This is a genomic window from Duganella rhizosphaerae (assembly GCF_040364205.1).
GTDB classification, from domain to species: Bacteria; Pseudomonadota; Gammaproteobacteria; order Burkholderiales; family Burkholderiaceae_D; genus Rugamonas; species Rugamonas rhizosphaerae.
Genome location: NZ_BPWK01000019.1, coordinates 22,343 through 40,399, shown reverse-complemented (window position 1 = coordinate 40,399; position 18,057 = coordinate 22,343). Strand labels below are relative to the sequence as shown.

The 18,057-nt window shown below is 66.8% G+C and carries 12 protein-coding genes; 8 read left to right on the top strand and 4 right to left on the bottom strand.

Features of this window, described 5'->3' with window-relative positions; all coding sequences use genetic code 11:
• The first annotated feature begins 28 nt into the window (after window positions 1–28).
• The 7 genes from RUGAMON1_RS28720 (at window position 29) to RUGAMON1_RS28690 (ending at window position 10,853) form a co-directional block, all read left to right on the top strand.
• On the top strand, window positions 29–1,690 hold the full coding sequence (locus RUGAMON1_RS28720; RefSeq protein WP_510167302.1) for a M28 family metallopeptidase: 1,662 nt from the start codon (window positions 29–31) through the stop codon (window positions 1,688–1,690).
• Window positions 1,691–1,790: 100 nt separating this feature from the next.
• Window positions 1,791–4,565, top strand: a complete 2,775-nt coding sequence (locus RUGAMON1_RS28715) for a M16 family metallopeptidase (RefSeq protein ID WP_445233714.1) — start codon at window positions 1,791–1,793, stop codon at window positions 4,563–4,565.
• A 207-nt stretch (window positions 4,566–4,772) separates the two neighbouring features.
• Complete coding sequence (locus tag RUGAMON1_RS28710) at window positions 4,773–5,402, top strand: FxDxF family PEP-CTERM protein (protein WP_445233713.1); 630 nt, start codon at window positions 4,773–4,775, stop codon at window positions 5,400–5,402.
• A 144-nt stretch (window positions 5,403–5,546) separates the two neighbouring features.
• Complete coding sequence (locus RUGAMON1_RS28705; protein WP_445233712.1) at window positions 5,547–6,416, top strand: Tll0287-like domain-containing protein; 870 nt, start codon at window positions 5,547–5,549, stop codon at window positions 6,414–6,416.
• 8 nt (window positions 6,417–6,424) lie between these two features.
• Window positions 6,425–7,090 carry a toll/interleukin-1 receptor domain-containing protein gene (locus RUGAMON1_RS28700; protein ID WP_445233711.1) on the top strand — a complete coding sequence of 222 codons (666 nt, stop codon included), beginning with the start codon at window positions 6,425–6,427 and terminating at the stop codon, window positions 7,088–7,090.
• Window positions 7,077–9,212 (top strand): hypothetical protein, encoded by a 2,136-nt coding sequence (locus RUGAMON1_RS28695; protein ID WP_445233710.1) that lies wholly within the window; start codon window positions 7,077–7,079, stop codon window positions 9,210–9,212. The genes RUGAMON1_RS28700 and RUGAMON1_RS28695 overlap by 14 nt, the downstream gene beginning before the upstream one ends.
• Window positions 9,213–9,332: 120 nt before the next feature.
• Complete coding sequence (locus RUGAMON1_RS28690; RefSeq protein ID WP_445233709.1) at window positions 9,333–10,853, top strand: family 43 glycosylhydrolase; 1,521 nt, start codon at window positions 9,333–9,335, stop codon at window positions 10,851–10,853.
• Window positions 10,854–10,870: 17 nt separating this feature from the next.
• Here the strand turns inward: RUGAMON1_RS28690 and trhP are convergent, their stop codons facing one another.
• From trhP to RUGAMON1_RS28670, 4 genes are all read right to left on the bottom strand, one after another.
• A complete protein-coding gene (gene trhP / locus RUGAMON1_RS28685; RefSeq protein ID WP_445233708.1) occupies window positions 10,871–12,229 on the bottom strand; it encodes a prephenate-dependent tRNA uridine(34) hydroxylase TrhP in 1,359 nt (452 codons plus the stop codon).
• A gap of 80 nt (window positions 12,230–12,309) precedes the next feature.
• Window positions 12,310–14,988 (bottom strand): bifunctional acetate--CoA ligase family protein/GNAT family N-acetyltransferase, encoded by a 2,679-nt coding sequence (locus RUGAMON1_RS28680; protein WP_445233707.1) that lies wholly within the window; start codon window positions 14,986–14,988, stop codon window positions 12,310–12,312.
• 18 nt (window positions 14,989–15,006) lie between these two features.
• The gene (locus tag RUGAMON1_RS28675; RefSeq protein WP_445233706.1) at window positions 15,007–15,936 is read right to left on the bottom strand and encodes a histone deacetylase family protein; all 930 of its coding nucleotides are present in this window, start codon (window positions 15,934–15,936) and stop codon (window positions 15,007–15,009) included.
• A gap of 204 nt (window positions 15,937–16,140) precedes the next feature.
• Window positions 16,141–16,896: an SDR family NAD(P)-dependent oxidoreductase gene (locus RUGAMON1_RS28670; protein ID WP_445233705.1), complete on the bottom strand. Its 756-nt coding sequence runs from the start codon at window positions 16,894–16,896 to the stop codon at window positions 16,141–16,143.
• 142 nt (window positions 16,897–17,038) lie between these two features.
• On the opposite strand from RUGAMON1_RS28670, the gene RUGAMON1_RS28665 reads away from it, so the two are divergent.
• Complete coding sequence (locus tag RUGAMON1_RS28665) at window positions 17,039–17,980, top strand: LysR family transcriptional regulator (RefSeq protein WP_445233704.1); 942 nt, start codon at window positions 17,039–17,041, stop codon at window positions 17,978–17,980.
• The last annotated feature ends 77 nt before the right edge of the window (window positions 17,981–18,057 follow it).

The window sequence follows — 18,057 nt, the reverse complement described above, 5'->3', positions numbered from 1 at the left end:
TTTAATTAAAATAATTTCGGAGACAGATTTGAAAAACACCATGCTCATTTGTTCGCTGGTCGCCGCCGCTACCGCACAGGCAGCCAGCAGCGTTCCGGAGTTCGATGCCAGGCATTTGTCGCAAGACGTCAAAGTGCTGGCGTCGGATGAATACGAAGGCCGCGGCCCGAATACGGCCGGCGAAACCAAGACCGTCAACTACCTGATCGAGCAGTTCAAGGCCGCCGGCCTGCAGCCGGCCGGCGACCTCCTCAAAGGCCAGAAGACCCAGCGCAGCTGGACCCAGGATGTGCCGCTGGGCCGCTTTGAAATCAAGGGCCCGGTCAAGCTGGTCATCAGCGACGGCGCCACCCGCCAAGAACTCAAGCAGGGCGACGACATGGCCGTGCGCGCCGCCATGAACGGCAGCAAGCAGGTCGACTTCCGCAACGCGCCGCTGGTGTTCGTCGGCTACGGCGTCAACGCGCCCGAGCGCAAGTGGGACGACTTCAAGGGCTTCGACCTGCGCGGCAAGCTGGCCGTGGTGCTGATCAACGATCCCGATTTCGAGACCGGCATCGGCGACTTCGGCGGCAAGGCCATGACCTACTACGGCCGCTGGACCTACAAGTATGAAGAAATGGCGCGCCGCGGCGCGCTCGGCACCATCATCGTGCACGAGACCGCGCCGGCTTCCTACGGCTGGGCCACGGTGAAGAACTCCAACACCAACGTCATGTACGACATCGTGCGCAAGCAGCCGGCCATGGCGCACGCGCCGATGGAGGCGTGGATCCAGCGCGACCTTGCCATCGACCTGTTCAGGCGCGGCGGCCAGGACTTCGAGGCGCTGAAGAAGCAGGCGCAGACCCGCAACTTCAAGCCGGTGCAGCTGAAGGGCGTGAACCTGAGCGCCAGCTACGCGGTCGACGCCCAGACCATCGTGTCGAAGAACGTGGCCGGCCGCGTGATCGGCAGCAGCGCGCCGGAACAGACGGTGATGTACAGCGCGCACTGGGACCACCTGGGCGTCGGCCTGCCGGACGCCAAGGGCGACAAGATCTACAACGGCGCGGTCGACAACGCCACCGGCATCGCCGCCCTGCTGGAACTGGCGCGCGCCTACGGCAAGGCGCCGGCGCCGCAACGCAGCGTGGTGTTCCTGGCGGTGACGGCGGAGGAGAAGGGCTTGCTCGGCTCCGAGTACTACGCCGCCTATCCGCTGTATCCGCTGGCCGAGACGGCCGGCGTGATCAACATGGATGCCCTCAGCCCGTACGGCCCGGCACGCAACTTCACCATCTCCGGCAGCGCCAAGCTGGACCTGCTGGACCAGCTGATCGCCAAGGCCAAGCAGATGGACATGGCGTACGCGCCCGATCCGAAACCGGAAGCGGGCCACTTCTTCCGCTCCGACCACTTCCCGTTCGCCAAGCGCGGCGTGCCGGCGATTTCCTTCGGCTCCGGCGACGACTGGATCGACGGCGGCCTGGCGGCCGGCCACAAGGCGGAAGAGGACTACAACACCAACAACTACCATCAGCCGTCGGACGAGTGGAGCGCCGCCTGGCCGTTCACCGGCATGGCGCACGACCTCGGCCTGTTGTACGGCCTGGGCCGCGACCTGGCCGATTCCAGCGCCTGGCCGAACTGGGCGCAGGACGCCGAATTCCGCGCCACCCGCGACGCCAGCTCGGGCAAGCGCAAATAGTCGCCAATTTAACTAAAAAGCAATAGAATACTTGCGCACCCGCTTCAATGCCGGTGCGCTTTTTTTTTGCAGCCTGCCTTTCCTACCGAGGAGATTCCGCATGACCCTGTCACTACGCCGCACCATCCTGGCGGCTTCGATTGCGCTGTTGTCCGCCAGCGGCGCGCTGCACGCCGCCGAGCCGGCCAAGTCCGTCAAATCCGATATCGCCATCCCCGACATCCCGTACACCAAGTTCGTGCTGAAGAACGGCCTCACCGTGCTGGTCCATGAAGACCACAAGACACCGGTGGTGGCGGTCAACACCTGGTACCACGTCGGTTCCAAGAACGAGAAGGCCGGCAAGACCGGTTTCGCCCACCTGTTCGAACACCTGATGTTCAGCGGCAGCGACCACTTCAACCAGGGCACCTTCATCAACGCCATGGAGCGCATCGGCGCGACCAACCTGAACGGCACCACCAACACCGACCGCACCAACTATTTCGAGAACGTGCCGACCTCGATGCTGGACTACACGCTGTTCGCCGAGAGCGACCGCATGGGCCACCTGCTCGGCGTGCTGGACCAGAAGAAGCTGGACCTGCAGCGCGGCGTGGTGCAGAACGAAAAGCGCCAGGGCGAGAACCAGCCGTACGGCGTGGCCTACCAGCTGCTGACGGAAAACACCTGGCCGGCCGGCCACCCGTATTCGTGGACCGTGATCGGCTCGATGAAGGACCTGGACGCGGCCTCGATGACGGACGTGCAGGAATGGTTCAAGACCAACTACGGCCCGAACAATGTGACCCTGGTGCTGGCCGGCGACATCACGCCGGAACAGGCGCGCGAGAAGGTCGAGAAATACTACGGCGAGATCCCGGCCGGCCCGCCGCTGGCCAAGCATGAGGCGTGGATCGCCAAGCGCAGCGGCACCCACCGCGGCACCGTGCAGGACCGCGTGCCGCAGGCGCGCATCTACCGCGTGTGGAACGTGCCGGGTGCCAACACCGCGACCGAGCCGCTGCTGGACCTGGCCGCGCACGTGCTGGGCAGCGGCAAGACCTCGCGCTTCTACAAGCGCCTGGTGTACAAGGACCAGCTGGCCACCAGTGCCAGCGCCAGCAACGACTCGTCGGAAATCGCCGGCCAGTTCGACCTGACCCTGACCGCCCGTCCCGGCGTCGACACCCGCAAGCTGGAGCAGGCCGCAGACGAAGAGCTACGCGCGCTGATGAAGTCCGGCCCCACCGCGGCCGAGCTGGAGATCGCCAAGACCGCGCTGCTGGCGCGCTACACCCGCATCGTCGAGCGCGTCGGCGGCTTCGGCGGCAAGAGCGATCTGCTGGCCTCCTGCAGCACCTACACCGGCAACCCGGACTGCTACAAGGACTACCTGAAGGCCATCAAGGCGGCCACGCCGGCCGCCATCAAGCAGGCCATGAACGAGTGGCTGGCCGACGGCGATTACGTGCTGGAGGTGCAGCCCTTCCCGACCAACCTGTCCGCCGGCGCCAAGCTCGACCGCAGCGCGCCGCCGGCGCTGGGCCAGCCTGAGTCGCTGAAGCTGCCGGCCATGCAGAGCGCGACCTTGTCGAACGGCCTGAAGGTGGTGCTGGCCGAACGCCACAGCGCGCCGGTGGTCAACCTGTCGATGATGGTCGACGCCGGCTACGCCTCCGACGCGCAGGACCTGCCTGGCCTGGCCAGCCTGTCGCTGCGCATGCTGGAAGAGGGCACGCCGGCGCGCGGTTCGCTGAAGATCAGCGAAGAGTTCGAGGCGCTGGGCGCCGAGTACTCCGCCTACAGCAACCTGGACGGCGCCTTCGTCCAGCTCAACGCGCTCAAGGCCACCTTGCCGAAGGCGCTGGACATCTACGCCGACGTGCTGCTGCATCCGGCCTACGCGCAGAACGAGCTGGACCGCCTGAAGAAGGACCGGCTGGCGGCGATCGCGCGCGAGAAGAGCAATCCGCAACTGATGGCGCTGCGCGTGATGCCGGGCCTGATCTACGGCCAGGGCCATGCCTACGGCCTGCCGCTGACCGGCTCCGGCACCGAGGCCGCCGTGGCGCGCATCAGCCGCGACGACCTGGTCAAATACCACCAGACCTGGTTCAAGCCCAACAACGCCACCTTGCTGGTGGTGGGCGACACCACGCTGGCGGAAATCACGCCGCTGCTGGAAAAAACCTTCGGCGGCTGGAAGGCCGGCGCCGTGCCGAAGAAGAACGTGGCCCAGGTCGCGCCGGCCGACAAGCCGGTGGTCTACCTGATGGACAAGCCGGGCGCGCTGCAAAGCGTGATCTACGCCGCGCAACTGGCGCCGCCGCGCAACGCGCCGGAGGCGGTGCCGCTGCAAGTGGTCAACAACATCTTCGGCGGCAGCTTCAGCTCGCGCATCAATATGAACCTGCGCGAAGACAAGCACTGGTCGTATGGCGTCAACGCCGGCCTGCAGCCGGCGGTGGGCCAGCGCCTGTACCTGAGCACCTCGCCGGTGCAGACCGACAAGACCGGCGCGGCCCTGCAGGAACTGGTGCAGGAGTACGCCAACATCGCCGGCGCCAAGCCGATCACCGCGGCCGAGCTGAGCAGCGCGCAGGAAAACGAAACCCTGCGTCTGCCGGGCTCGTTCGAGACGGCCGGCCAGCTGGCCGGCGCCTACGGCACCATCCTGCAATACAAGCTGCCGGCCGACTACTTCAACACCTTCACCGGCACCGTGCTGGCGATGACGCCGGAGCAGGCCAACGCGCTGGCGGCGCGCACCATCACGCCGGGCAAGCTGACCTGGCTGGTGGTGGGCGACCTGAGCAAGGTGGAAGCCGGCGTGCGCGCCCTGAACCTGGGCGAAGTGCGCAAGATCGACGCCGACGGCAAGCCGGTCCAGTAAGCGTTAAGCTTCAAACGCGAAATTCAGTCAAAAAATCCCCGCCTGGCGCGGGGATTTTTTTTGTGGCGCGGATGCTGCGGAATATTTACTGCATTGCAATTTATGTTGTATTTTGATAATTTTAATGTACAAAATGCATCGAATATGATCTACTCGAATCTCTAGTCTTCATCCGGTTTTTGTCCCACTTCGCAAGGAGCACCAGTTATGAACAAGAAGATTCTCGCCGCGCTGGCCGCGGCCTCGGCCGCATTGAGCATGGGCGGCGCCGCACAGGCCGCCAACCTGGTGGTCAACGGCAGTTTTGAAGACCCCGGCTTCAGCCTGCCGGCGGGCTCCTACTGCTACCTGGGCGGTCCTTACGATTGCGGCAGCGTCAACGGCTGGACCGGCAGCTTCCCGCTGATGCTGTCGACCAGCGGCCCGTGGGGCAATCCGAACACCCCGGACGGCAATGTGCTGGCCGGCATCCAGGGCACCAGCTTTATCCAGCAGACGCTGAACCTGGCCCCCGGCACCTACACGCTGTCCTGGATCGACGCCGGCCGCGGCAATTATGGCGGCCCGACCGAAACCTACCAGGTCGTCGTCGGCGGCAACGTGATGAGCGTGGAGTCGGTCAACTTTGGCGCGGGCTGGACGGCCAAGTCGCTGACCTTCAGCGCCGCCGGCGCCACCACGCTGAGCTTTGCCGGCCAGACCAACTACGACGCCACCGCCTTCATCGACAATGTCGCGGTCACCGCCGCCGTGCCGGAACCGGGCACCTACGCGATGCTGGTGGCCGGCCTCGGCCTGCTGGGTGTGGCTGCCCGCCGTCAGCGCGCGCGCCGGTAAAGCCAGCCTGAACCGCAGCACAGGAAAACCCCGCCGGCGTTGCGCCGGCGGGGTTTTTTTTATTGCCGCGTAGTGAAAGATGAAAGTGTTGTCATAATTTCATGATAGTATTTAATCATTCTTTTGCGCACGGGTACATGAATCATGAAGCTGCTGTACAAATTCAACCTGTTGCTGCTGCTGGTATTCGGGCTGGGCTGGTTGGCCACCGCCGCCATGACCCGCAGTGTGCTGGGCGAAAACGCCCGGCGCGAAGTGGTCTCCCACGCCAGCCTGATGATGGACGCCGCCATGGCGGCCCGCGAATACACCACCAACGAAGTCAAGCCGCTGCTGGCCGAAGGCATGCTGGCGGCCTTCCTGCCGCAGTCGGTGCCGTCCTACGCGGCCACCCAAAGCTTCAACAAGCTGCACCAGACGCACCCTGATTTCAGCTACAAGGAAGCGGCGCTCAACCCCACTAATCCGCGCGACCGGGTGGCCGACTGGGAGGCCGACGTGGTGCGGCAATTCCGCGACCACACCGAGCTGAAGGAAGTGATCGGCGACCGCCAGACGCCGTCCGGCCCGTCGCTCTACCTGGCGCGGCCGATCCGCATCAGCGACGGCCGCTGCCTGGCCTGCCACAGCACGCCGGCCGCCGCGCCGCAGACCATGAAGGCGCTGTACGGCGTCAACAACGGCTTCGGCTGGAAGCTGGGCGAGACCATCGGCAGCCAGATCGTGTCGGTGCCGCTGGCGGTGCCGCAGCGCGAAGCCGAACGCGCCTACACGCTGATCATGGGCGGCATGGCGCTGACCTTCGGCGCGCTGCTGCTGGCGCTCAACGCCATGTTCTACCTGCTGGTGCTGCGGCCGGTGCGGCGCATCGGCCGCATCGCCGACGCCGTCAGCGCCGGCCAGATGGATGCCGAGCCGTTCCCGGCCGGCGGCAGGGACGAGATCGCCGTGCTGGGCCAGGCCTTCAACCGCCTGCGCCGCAGCCTGGAAAAAGCCATGGCCTTGCTGGCCTGAGGCGCGCGATGGGCGTCGACGTTTTCCTCAGCCATTCGCACGTCGACAAAGTGTTTGCCGACGCCATCTGCCATCGGCTGGAGGCGGCCGACATCCGCTGCTGGGTGGCGCCGCGCGACATCCGTCCCGGCGACGACTGGGCCGAGTCCATCATCGACGCGATGGACCAGGCCAAGATGCTGGTGCTGATCTTTTCGGCCAGCGCCAACAACTCGCCGCAGGTGCGGCGCGAAGTCGAGCGCGCGGTCAACAAGGGCTTGATGGTGCTGCCGTTCCGCATCGAGAACGTGCCGCTATCGAAGAGCCTGGAATACTTCATCAGCACCCAGCACTGGCTCGACGCCATCACCGGCGACCTGGAGCAACACTTGGACGAACTGAGCCACTGCGTGGCGATGCTGCTGGAGCGCTTGCCGCAGACAGTGCCGCCGGCGCCGGCCGCCCCCGACGCGGCGGCCACCGCCGCCACCGCCGCCATCGTCATCGCGCCGGCCGTGCTGGCGGCGATCGAGCGCGCGCTGGCGCTGGAGCTGGGGCCGATCGCCGGCCACCTGGTGCGGCGGGCGATGCTGGCCGCGCCGTCGCGCCACCAGCTGGTGGCGGCGCTGGCGCAGGAAATCGACGACGCCGCCGAACGCCAGCGCTTCCTCAGCCGCTGCCATGCGGCCGGCTGACGACGCGCCATCGCCCTACGCGCTGCCGTTCGTGGTGGCGATCTCCGGCCATCGCGACCTGCATCCGGACGACGTGCCGGCGGTGGCCGCCCAGCTGTACCGATCCATCGAGCTGATCGCGGCGGCGCTGCCGCACACGCCCATCCATTTTCTGTCGGCCCTGGCCGACGGCGCCGACCAGCTGTTCGCCGAACAGGTGCTGGCCTTGCAGCGCGCCTGCGCAGCACGCGAGGGCGAGGGCCGCCGCCGCATCGAGCTGGTGGTGACTTTGCCGATGCCGTTCGACGACTACTGCCGCGAGCAGGCCGGCGGCGCGGCCGAGGCGCTGCGCGATCCGGCCGGCTTCGAGGCCGAGCGATTGGCCTTCGGCGCGCGCTTCCAGCGCTACAGCGCCTGCGCCGGCAAGGTGTTCGTGATTCCGCCGGCGCCGCCGGTCGCGCTGCTGGGGACGCCGATGACGCGGGCCGACGCGGCCTATGCGCAACTGACGCGCTACCTGGGCATCCACGCCCAGCTGCTGCTGGCCGTGTGGGATGGCCAGAGCGGCGGCGAACAGTTTCCACGCCTGCCAGGCGGCACGCTGGACCTGGTGCATGCGCTGTTGCACGGCGTCGAGCGGGATCCGCACCGGCGCAGCCGCCGCCGCTTCGCCGAGCCGGCGCGCGGCAACCTGCTGCATATCTACAGCCGCCGCGCCCAGGCTACGTCGGACGGCTTGCCCGCCGCGTCGGCGGCGGACGGCGCGCGGCTGCTGCGCGCCGGCGCGCGCGACGGCGAGGCCGTGGCGCATTGGGATGCGCCGCAGCCGGAGTGGCCCGGCGTGCTGGCGCCGCCGCTGCGCTCATGGCTGCGCGCGCCGATCCGCGCCTGCGAACGCTGGGCCGAGCACCGCGCCTGGCGCGACGCCGTCGCCCACACCGAACGGCGGCTGGGGCGCGTGCCCGATGCGCCGGCGCTGGCGGTGCTGTACCGGACGCACGCCGCCGGCCGCGAGATCGACCTGCTGAATCGCCTGCACGGCCAGGCGCTGCTGGCGCACGACGGCGACGCCGCGCGCCGCTACGCCGCCAGCCTGGAGGCCAGCGGCGGCGCCTTCCTGGCCAGCCTGGGGCAGGGCGGGACGGCGGGCCTGCCGACTGGGTCGCCGGCTGCGTTGCCAACGGGCTTGCCAACCGCGTCGCCAACCGCCTTGCCGGCCGCCTTGCCGGCCGCCTTGAGCCCCGGCCTGGCGCCGCTGCTGCAAGCGTTCCGCGTGGCCGATGTGCAGGCCGAGCGCGCCAAGCGCTGGTGGCGCTATCGCTGGCGCTTCATGGCGCTGGCGGTGATCATGGCCTCGGCCGCGCCGACGCTGCGCCTGACCAGCGCCATCCACGGCGAGTTGGTGGAGTCGGTGGTGTACACCTCGGGCGCGATCTGCGCGGTCGGCACCTATCTGTGGGTGGCGCTGTCGCGCCGGCGCAATGCCTATCTGGACTACCGCGCGCTGGCCGAAGGCTTGCGCTGCCAGATGTACTGGCTGTGCGCCGGCGAGCCGTCGCTGGTGACCGACCACTGCGCGCAGCGCGCCGGCGGCGGCATGGGCTGGGTGCGCCAGGCGCTGGACGCCTGTCTGGTGGCGCCGCCGGTGCCGGGCCTGGCGGCGCGCGGCGTGCTGCGCGGCTGGATCGACGACCAGCGCGCCTACCTGAGCGGCGCCGGCAACCGCTGGCGGCGGCGCCAGCACGCGCGCGCGGTCGCGTTCGGCAACAACATGCTGCTCAGCGGCTTGATGATGTCGGTGACTGCGCTGGCGACGACATTGATCTTCGGCCGCAGCCATATGCTGCCGCTGATCCTGCTGCTGGCGGGCATGAAGCTGGCGACCGGCATCGGCGCCGCCTGGCTGTCGCTGGCCACCAAGATGGGCCACGGCGAAACGGCGGCCCAGGCCGAGCAGCTGCACAAGCTGTACGGCCGCGCCGACGCGGAACTGGTCCGCAGCGAAACGGCGCCGTGCTCAAACGCGGAAAAAGAACACCAGGCGCGCGACCTCGCGTTCGCCTTGGGCAAGGCCGTGCTGGACGAGAACGCCGGCTGGCTGGCCGCCTACCAGCAGCGCCGCCTGAACTGGCACGGACGCTAAGCCGATACCGAAGCGCGTATCGGCGGCGGTAAAAATGTGATTGGAGGGTTTTTCATCGGACCAGTAGCATCGATGAAAAATATAAATAAAGATTGCCCCTCAATCGCAACGGAGACAACCATGAAGCGTCTACTGTCATGCATGGCCATGCTGTTCAGCCTGGCCGGTTCAGCCTTTTCCGCGCACGCCGCCATCACCATGAACACCAGCGTGCAATACAAGCTCAAGAACGTCAACAGCGGCCTGGTGCTGGGCATCGACGGCGCCAGCCAGGCCGCCGGCGCCAAGGTGGTGCAGTGGGCCGACAACGGCACCGCCGACCACCTGTGGCACTTCATGCCGATGGGGAACGGCCAGTACAACATCGAGAACATGCTGACGCACCAGGTGCTGGGCGTGGCCAACGCCGGCACCGCCGACGGCGCGCAGATCGTCCAGTGGTCCGACAACGGCACCACGGACCACCTGTGGACCATTACCCAGGCCGCCAGCGGCAACTTCCTGATCCAGAACGTCAACAGCGGCAAATACCTGGAGGTGTTCCAGGCCAGCAACCTGAACACCGCTACCATCGACCAATGGGCGTCGACCGGCTGCACCTGCCAGGAGTGGCAGCTGGTGAACACGCAGACCAGCCCCTACCCGGCGCCGCGCACCGTCGCCGGCGCCGGGATCTTTGTCCACGATCCCTATATGCTGAGGGATGGCAGCGGAAAATACTGGCTCTATGGCAGCCACCAGACGCTGGCCACGTCGACCGACCTCACCACCTTCACGCCCTACACCAGCTGCACCGCCACCCAGATGGGCGGCTACGCGCCGAACTGCCCGCCGATCGGACCGGACTTCAGTTCATGGAGCGGGCTGCAGACGCCCAAGGGATGGAACAGCGGCGCCAACACCGACATCTGGGCGCCCAGCCTGCTGGTCGCGAACGGCACTTATTACCAGTACTACTCGATACCCTACCTGCCCAGTTCGGGCGCCGAGGCGGTGATCGGCGTCGCCACCAGCACGGCGCCGCAGGGGCCGTGGACCGACAAGGGATTCGTCACCAAATCCTGGACCAGCAGCAGCACGCCGCCGTCCGGGTTCAAGAAGACGACCGACAACGCGATCGATCCGGCGCCGTTCACCGACGCCAGCGGCAACTGGTGGATGGCCTGGGGTTCGTGGACCGACGGCACCCATCTGATGCAACTCAATCCCGCCACCGGCCTGCAGTCCACCAGCAACACCACCGTGTACACCATCGCGCAGCGCGGCTCGCCGACGTCGGCCGAGGAAGGCCCGTTCATCTACTACTACAACGGTTTCTACTATTATTTCGCGCCGATCAACGCCTGCTGCAGCAGCACCTCGCCGTACCGCACCATCGTCGGCCGCTCGACCAGCGTGACCGGGCCGTATGTGGACCGCGGCGGCGTCGCGCTGACGGCGGGCGGCGGCACGATACTGCTCAGCACCCACGGCAACATCGTCGGGCCGGGTGGCGGCAGCGTGTTCACCGACGCCGGCCACAACAACCGCCCGACCTTCGTCTACCACTACTACGACGGCAACAACAACGGCCGGCCGACGCTGGGCATCAACCCGCTCGGCTTCACCAGCGACGGCTGGCCCTACGTGATGGCGAACTAAGCCGGCCGCGCCGGCGGCTACAGGTAGCGCGCCAGCAGCGCGCCGTCCAGCGCCGGGTCGAGCTCGATGTGCACGAAGTGGCCGCTGCCCGGCGCCACCGCGAGGTCGGCGCCGTCGTCGGCGCGCATGCGCGCCAGCGTCAGGTCGCGGTTGCCGCCGGGATGGATCACCTCGATCCGGTCGCCGACGGCGAAGCGGTTCTTGACCTCGACCCGCGCCCAGCCGTCCGCCACGCCCAGCACGTCGCCGACGTACTGGCTGCGCTCGGCCTCCGAGGCGCCGCGCATATAGTTCTGGTGCGCCTGCGTGTGGTGGCGCTGGTAGAAGCCGTCGGTGTAGCCGCGGTTGGCCAGGCCCTGCAACTGGCCCAGCAGGCCGATGTCGAACGGCCGGCCGGCGACGGCGTCGTCGATCGCCTGGCGGTAGACCTGGGCGGTGCGCGCCGCGTAGTACAGCGACTTGGTGCGGCCCTCGACCTTGAGCGAGGTCACGCCTATCTTGACCAGCCGCTCGATGTGCTCGACCGCGCGCAAGTCCTTGGAATTCATGATGTAGGTGCCGTGTTCGTCTTCGAGTATCGGCATCAGCTGGCCCGGCCGTTCGGCCTCCTCGATCAGGTAGGGCTGGTCGGCCAGCGGATGGCGCGGCTGCTGGTGCAGCGACGACCACGGACGGTTGGCGTCCTCCAGCGCCTGCCGGAACTGCAGCGGGATGATGCGCGTCGGCCCGAGGTCGCCGCTGGCGTCTTCAAAGGCCGGCTGCACCTTGTAGTCCCAGCGGCAGGAGTTGGTGCAAGTGCCCTGGTTGGGGTCGCGGTGGTTGAAGTAGCCCGACAGCAGGCAGCGGCCCGAGTAGGCGATGCACAGCGCGCCGTGCACGAACACTTCCAGCTCCATCTCCGGGCAGCGCTGGCGGATTTCCTCGATCTCGTCGAGCGACAGCTCGCGCGACAGGATCACCCGCGTCAGCCCCATGCGGTGCCAGAACTTGACGTCGGCCCAGTTGACGGCGTTGGCCTGCACCGACAGGTGCACCGGCACCTCGGGCCATTGGTCGCGCACCATCATGATCAGGCCGGGATCGGCCATGATCAGCGCGTCGGGCTTCATCGCGATCACCGGCGCCATGTCGTGCAGATAGGTCTTGAGCTTGGCGTTGTGGGCGAAGATGTTGGAGGCCACGAAGAACTGCTTGCCGCGCGCGTGGGCGCCCTCTATGCCCTCCTGCAAGGCTTGCAAGGTCGAGAAATCGTTGTTGCGCACGCGCAGGCTGTAGCGCGGCTGGCCCGCGTACACGGCGTCGGCGCCGAAGTCGAAGGCGGCGTGCATCTTGGCCAGCGAGCCGGCGGGGAGGAGGAGTTCGGGAGCGTGGAGCATGGCGGTTGGGCAAAAGCTGCACAGTCTAGGCCGGCCGCCGCCAGGTTTCCTTGTCCTAAATCAAAATTTTCCGGGTGGGCTCACAAGCTCTTGCTGCACAGCCGGAAGTCGGGATCGTCCTCGTACGGACGGATCTGGAAGCCCAGGCTGGTCATCAGCTTGAGCATGCCGCTGTTCTTGCACAGCACCAGGCCGTCGATCTCGCTCAGGCCCTTGTCGCGCGCCACGTCCATGATGCCCAGCATCAGCCGCGTACCCAGGCCCTGGCCGCTGTAGCGGTCGTCCACCAGCAGCGAGAATTCGCAGCTGCTGAGGTCGGGGTTGGCGATGTAGCGCGACACGCCGATGATGCTGTCGGTCTCGACGAAGTCGCCGTCCGGGCCCGGCGCGCGCTGGGTCAGCACCGCCACCAGCGCCATCTCGCGGTCGTAGTCGATCAGCGTGTAGCGCGCCAGCATCGGCACCGACAGCTCGCGCAGCGAGGAGGCGAAGCGGTAGTAGCGCGATTTTTCCGACAGCCCGCGCACCAGCTCCTGCAGCATCGAGGCGTCGTCCGGCTGCACCGGGCGCAGCGTGTACTGGCCGCCGCCGCGCATCGGCCATTCCTGGGTGTAGCTGGACGGATAGGGCAGGATCGCCAGGTGGCCGTAGCCGTGCGCCGACGGCGGCGCGGCGTCGATCACGATGCGGGCGTCGACCGCCAGCGCGCCGTGCTCGTCGACGATCAGCGGGTTGATGTCCATCTCGCGCAGCTGCGGCAGCGCGCACACCATTTCCGACACCCGCAGCAGCATCTGTTCGACCGCCTCGCGCTGCACCGGCGGCGCGCCGCGCCATTCGCCCAGCATCTCGGCCGAGCGCACCCGGCCGATCAGGCGCTGCGCCAGGAACAGGTTCAGCGGCGGCAGCTCGACCGCGCGGTCGTCGATCAGCTCGATCATCGTGCCGCCCGCGCCGAAGGTGATCGCCGGCCCGAACAGCTGGTCGGTGACGACGCCGATATACAGCTCGCGGCCGTGGCGCTTGCCGGCCATCTTCTGCACCGTGACGCCGTTGATGCGCGCCTGCGGCAGCAGGCGGCGCACGGTGGCCATCATGTCGCCGTGGGCGTCGCGCACGGCGGCGGCGTTGAGCAGGTTGAGCACCACGCCGTGCACGTCGGACTTGTGGGCGATGTCGGGCGAGTCGATCTTCAGCGCCACCGGGTAGCCCAGCTGGCTGGAGATCAGCATCGCCTCGCCGGCGCTGCGCGCCAAAATCGTTTGCGTGATCGGGATGTGGAAGGCCGCCAGCAGCGCCTTCGATTCCATCTCGGTGAGCACCTTGCGGCGCTCGGCCAGCACGCCCTCGATCAGCAGGCGGGCGCCGTCCAGGTCCGGCTCGGCCAGCTGCGACAGCGGCGGCGGCGTCTGGTGCAGCAACTGCTGGTTCTGGTAGAACGAGGCGATGTTGGAAAAGCCGTCGACCGCCGCCTCCGGCGTGCGGAAGGTGGCCACGCCGGCGGCGTGGAGCAGCTGGCGCGCCTCGGCCACCTGGCGGTCGCCCATCCAGCAGGTCAAGAGCGGCTTGCCGAGGCCGGCGTTGAGGGCGCCGACCGCCTGCGCCACCGCCGCCGGATCGCCGCCCAGCTTGGGCGAGTAGATCACCAGGATGCCGTCCACCTGGCTGTCGTGGCCGCAGGCCTGGACCGCCGCGACGAAGGCGGCGGCATCGGCCTCCTCGGACAGGTCGAGCAGGTTGGCCAGCGTGGCGTGCGGCGGCAGGCTGGGCGCCAGCGCCTGCGCGCCGGCTTCCGACAGCGTCGCCAGTTGTAGGCCCAGCTCGGCGATCCAGTCGGCCGCCAGCACGCCGGGGCCGCCGCCGTTGGTGACCACGGCCAGCCGCGGCCCGACCGGACGGTAGCGCGAGGCCAGGCATTTGGCCGCCGAGAACAGCTGCACGAAAGTCTTCACCCGCACCGCGCCGGTGCGGCGCAGCGCGGCGTCGAACACCTCGTCGCTGGCGACGATGGCGCCGGAGTGGGTCAGCGCCGCCTGCGAGGCGGCCGCCACCTTGCCGGCCTTGAGCACCACCACCGGCTTGGTGTTGGCGGCGCCGCGCAGCGCCGACAGGAAGCGGCGGGCGTCGGTCACGCCCTCCATGTAGATGACGATGCTTTGCGTGGCCGGATCGGTGGCCAGGAAGTCCAGCGTCTGCGCCAGGTCGACCGCGGTGTTGGCGCCCAGCGAGACCACGGTGGAAAAGCCCACCGCGTTCTGGCTGCCCCAGTCGAGGATGGCCGAGGTCAGCGCGCCCGATTGCGAGATCAGCGCCAGGCTGCCCGGCTGCGCCAGCTGGCCGGCGACGCTGGCGTTGAGGTTCAGGCGCGGCCGCTGGTAGCCCAGGCAGTTCGGCCCCAGCAGGTGGATGCCGTGCTTGCGGGCGATGCCGTGCAGCTCCCTGGCCAGCGCGCCGTCGACGCCGGCCGACAGGATCAGCGCGGCGCGGCACTGGATGCGGCCGGCCACTTCCAGCGCGAAGCTCAGTTCATCGTTGGGCAGGGCGATCACGGCCAGGTCGGCGCGCGAGTGGGCCAGGTCGGCCAGCGTGCCGCTCATGCCGACGTCGAGGTAGGTCACCGGCCCGGTGTAGCCGCCTTGCTCCAGCTGGGCGCGGATGCCGCGGCCGTAGCAGGTCTGGCTGTCGGGCTGGTCGGCCTTGCCGGCGAACACGACGATGGACTTGGGCGAGAACAGCGGCGTCAGGTAGTGGGTTTCCATGGATGCTTTCGTGAGGGCTTAGTCGTCCATGCCTAGCAGGACCTTGACATGGGCGGCGGCGCTGCGCGCCAGCGACGACAGATCATAGCCGCCTTCCAGGCAGGAGACGATGCGGCCCTGGCTGTGGCGCGCGGCCACCGCGACGATCTGTTTGGTGATCCACGCGTAGTCGGCTTCGACCAGGCCGAGATTGCCCATGTCGTCGTCGCGGTGGCCGTCGAAGCCGGCCGAGATGAAGATCAGCTGCGGGCGGAAGCGCTCCAGCGCCGGCAGCCATTGTTCGCTCACGGCCCGGCGCATCAGCTCGCCGCCCGAGCGGGCCGGCAGCGCCACGTTGACCATGTTGGCGCCGCGCGGCGTGTTGCCGCAGAACGGGTACAGCTGGTCCTCGAAGATGGAGCACATCAGCACGCGCTCATCGTCGCGCAGGATGTCCTCGCTGCCGTTGCCGTGGTGGACGTCGAAGTCGACCAGCGCCACCCGTTCCAGCCCGTGCACATTGAGCGCGTGGCGGATGCCGACCGCGACATTGTTGAAGAAGCAGAAACCGCCGGCGGCCGCGTATTCGGCGTGGTGGCCGGGCGGGCGCACATTGCAGAAGGCGGTGCCGGCGCCCTCGGTCAGCACCAGGTCGGCGGCCAGCACGGCGGCGCCGGCGGCGCGCAGCGCGGCCCGGTAGCTGTGCGGGTTCATGCTGGTGTCCGGGTCGACCTGCACCGTGCCTTCCAGCGGCGAGAGCGCGGCGAGGTCGCGGATGTACAGGCTGGAGTGCGCCTGCGCCAGCTGCTGTTCGGTGGCCAGCGGCGCCTCGCAGGGCTGCATGAAGTCGAGCAAGCCCTTGATCAGCAGCATGTCGCTGACCGCGCCGATGCGCTCCGGACATTCGGGATGCTGGTCGCCCATGGCGTGCTTCAGGCAATCCGGGTGCGAGATATAGGCTGGCAGCATCGTGACCTTGGTTGGTGTTGACGAGGATGAAACGAATATAACTTGAATCGAGTGTAATGAGCGCAATCAAATTTTTCGTTGATCCAGGTCAAAGCCAGCGTTATGCGGCGACAGGGCGGCGCGGCGCGGTCGCCTGGCGTTGCTTGCTGCTCGGCTGTCGTGGTTGCCATGAGTGGGCGTTGCCCACCCAAATCGCCGCGACGCCTAGATCTGGCGCATGCCGCCGTCAACGAACAATTCAATGCCGTTCACGAAGCTGGAATCCTCGGACGCCAGGAAGACTGCTGCTTTGGCGATCTCGTCGGGATCCCCGACGCGGCCCATTGGTATCAACGAAGCTAATTGGTCCAGGAATCCTTGCTGTTCATCAACATCGGTGCCGACCAACTCCACTAAGCCTGGCGTCTTGATGGGGCCAGGGCTGAGGGTGTTTACACGGATCTCGCGGCCCTTCAGATCGAGGATCCAGTTGCGCGCAAAGGCGCGTACGGCGGCCTTTGACGCGGCATACACGCTGAACGCTTCGGTGCCGCCGCTGGCTGCGGTCGAGCCAGTCAGTATCACCGACGAGCCTTTGCCCAGCAGCGGCAACGCAGTCTGCACGGTGAACAGCGTGCCCTTGACATTACGGGTAAACGTGTCGTCAAAGTGCTCTTCCGTGATCTGGCCCAGAGGCATAAGGGAGCCGCCGCCCGCGTTTGCCACCAGCACGTCGAGCTTACCGTGTTTCGCTTTGACGTGATCGAACAGGAAATGCAACTGGCCTATGTCGGCTGAGTCCACGCGTGCGCTCTCGGCGCTGCCGCCGATCGCTTGCACTGCCGCGTCGAGCTCGGCTTGGCGGCGACCGGTGATATAGACCTTTGCGCCTTCGCGCACAAAGCGCTTGGCGATGGCCAATCCGATGCCGGTGCTGCCACCTGTGATAACAGCTACTTTTTCTGCCAATTTGAGTGTCATGATTTTCTTCCCTTAATAATTTCGGAGGTTGTACTTGATAGACCGTACATTCAGTGTGCAGGGAAAACGCCTAAAAAATTAGATATGGGAAGCTCATATCATCTATGCTCTGATTGCATGAATCATCAATTGAGTTTCTTAAATGAATAAATTGCTTTGGATGCATTGCTTCGTGCGTGCAGTCGAGACGGGTAGCTTTTCTGCGGTGGCGCGCGAACTGGACATAGGTCAGCCGAATGTCAGCCGCCATATTGCTTCGCTCGAAAAGTTGCTGGGAACCCGTCTGATGCACCGTTCAACGCGCCATCTGGTGGCGACGCCGGACGGTCAGCGTTACTACGCACAGGCGCGTCAGGCGCTCGACGTCATCTCTCAAGCCGAGTCTGATCTGCGCGGACCGAGCAACCCTCACGGCCTGCTGCGCGTGGCCTGTGCGCATAGTCTTTTGACAGAAATAATAATGCCCGCGCTACCGACGTTTTTGGCTCGCTTTCCGGAGGTGCAATTGGAATTTCGGCTCGGCGACGGTTTTATCGATTTGGTCGCCGAAGGGGTGGATATCGCTATTCGCGGAGGCGTCCTCAAGGACAGCGCTCTGAGGGCCCGGCGCATCGGCAGCTCTGAGCGTGTTTTTGTTGCGAGTGCGGCTTACCTGAACGAGCATGGCGAACCCCGCCAGCCTGCAGATCTGCTGCGGCATCAATGCATCATTTATACCTTGATGGTCGGTGGCGGGGGGGCTTGGCCATTCAAAGACAATGAGGTGCAGGTGACTGGCCGTTTGCGCCTGAACAGTCTTGAGGGGGTGCGCCGCGCGGTCCTGGAAAATGTCGGCATCGGCTATTTGCCATCGTGGATGGTGGCGGAGCAGCTTCACAGTGGGGTGCTTAGGCCATTGCTGACCGAACACGCACGCAAGCCTACACCTCTTAACGCCGTGTATTCGGGAGAGCGGCTGCTCGCTCGGCGCGCTGAGGTCTTCATCGAGTTCATCGGCACCGTTTTCGCCGGCGCTCCGGGGCTGAATGGGAGTTCAGTGCACAGCGCTATGCCACGCGCGCTCTGCGAAAACCTGCTTAAGTGAACGGCATGACTGCTTCGGCGGGTTTTTGCATGGGGGCCTTCTCATCAGAGAATCGCAAAATAAAAATGCCGCCCGGT

Bases quoted from the DNA above. Each gene is read 5' to 3' on its own strand.
- RUGAMON1_RS28715 (WP_445233714.1), top strand. From the start codon at position 1,791: ATGACCCTGTCACTACGCCGCACCATCCTGGCGGCTTCGATTGCGCTG.
- RUGAMON1_RS28710 (WP_445233713.1), top strand. From the start codon at position 4,773: ATGAACAAGAAGATTCTCGCCGCGCTGGCCGCGGCCTCGGCCGCATTG.
- RUGAMON1_RS28705 (WP_445233712.1), top strand. From the start codon at position 5,547: ATGAAGCTGCTGTACAAATTCAACCTGTTGCTGCTGCTGGTATTCGGG.
- RUGAMON1_RS28700 (WP_445233711.1), top strand. From the start codon at position 6,425: ATGGGCGTCGACGTTTTCCTCAGCCATTCGCACGTCGACAAAGTGTTT.
- RUGAMON1_RS28695 (WP_445233710.1), top strand. From the start codon at position 7,077: ATGCGGCCGGCTGACGACGCGCCATCGCCCTACGCGCTGCCGTTCGTG.
- RUGAMON1_RS28690 (WP_445233709.1), top strand. From the start codon at position 9,333: ATGAAGCGTCTACTGTCATGCATGGCCATGCTGTTCAGCCTGGCCGGT.
- trhP (WP_445233708.1), bottom strand. From the start codon at position 12,229: ATGCTCCACGCTCCCGAACTCCTCCTCCCCGCCGGCTCGCTGGCCAAG.
- RUGAMON1_RS28680 (WP_445233707.1), bottom strand. From the start codon at position 14,988: ATGGAAACCCACTACCTGACGCCGCTGTTCTCGCCCAAGTCCATCGTC.
- RUGAMON1_RS28675 (WP_445233706.1), bottom strand. From the start codon at position 15,936: ATGCTGCCAGCCTATATCTCGCACCCGGATTGCCTGAAGCACGCCATG.
- RUGAMON1_RS28670 (WP_445233705.1), bottom strand. From the start codon at position 16,896: ATGACACTCAAATTGGCAGAAAAAGTAGCTGTTATCACAGGTGGCAGC.
- RUGAMON1_RS28665 (WP_445233704.1), top strand. From the start codon at position 17,039: ATGAATAAATTGCTTTGGATGCATTGCTTCGTGCGTGCAGTCGAGACG.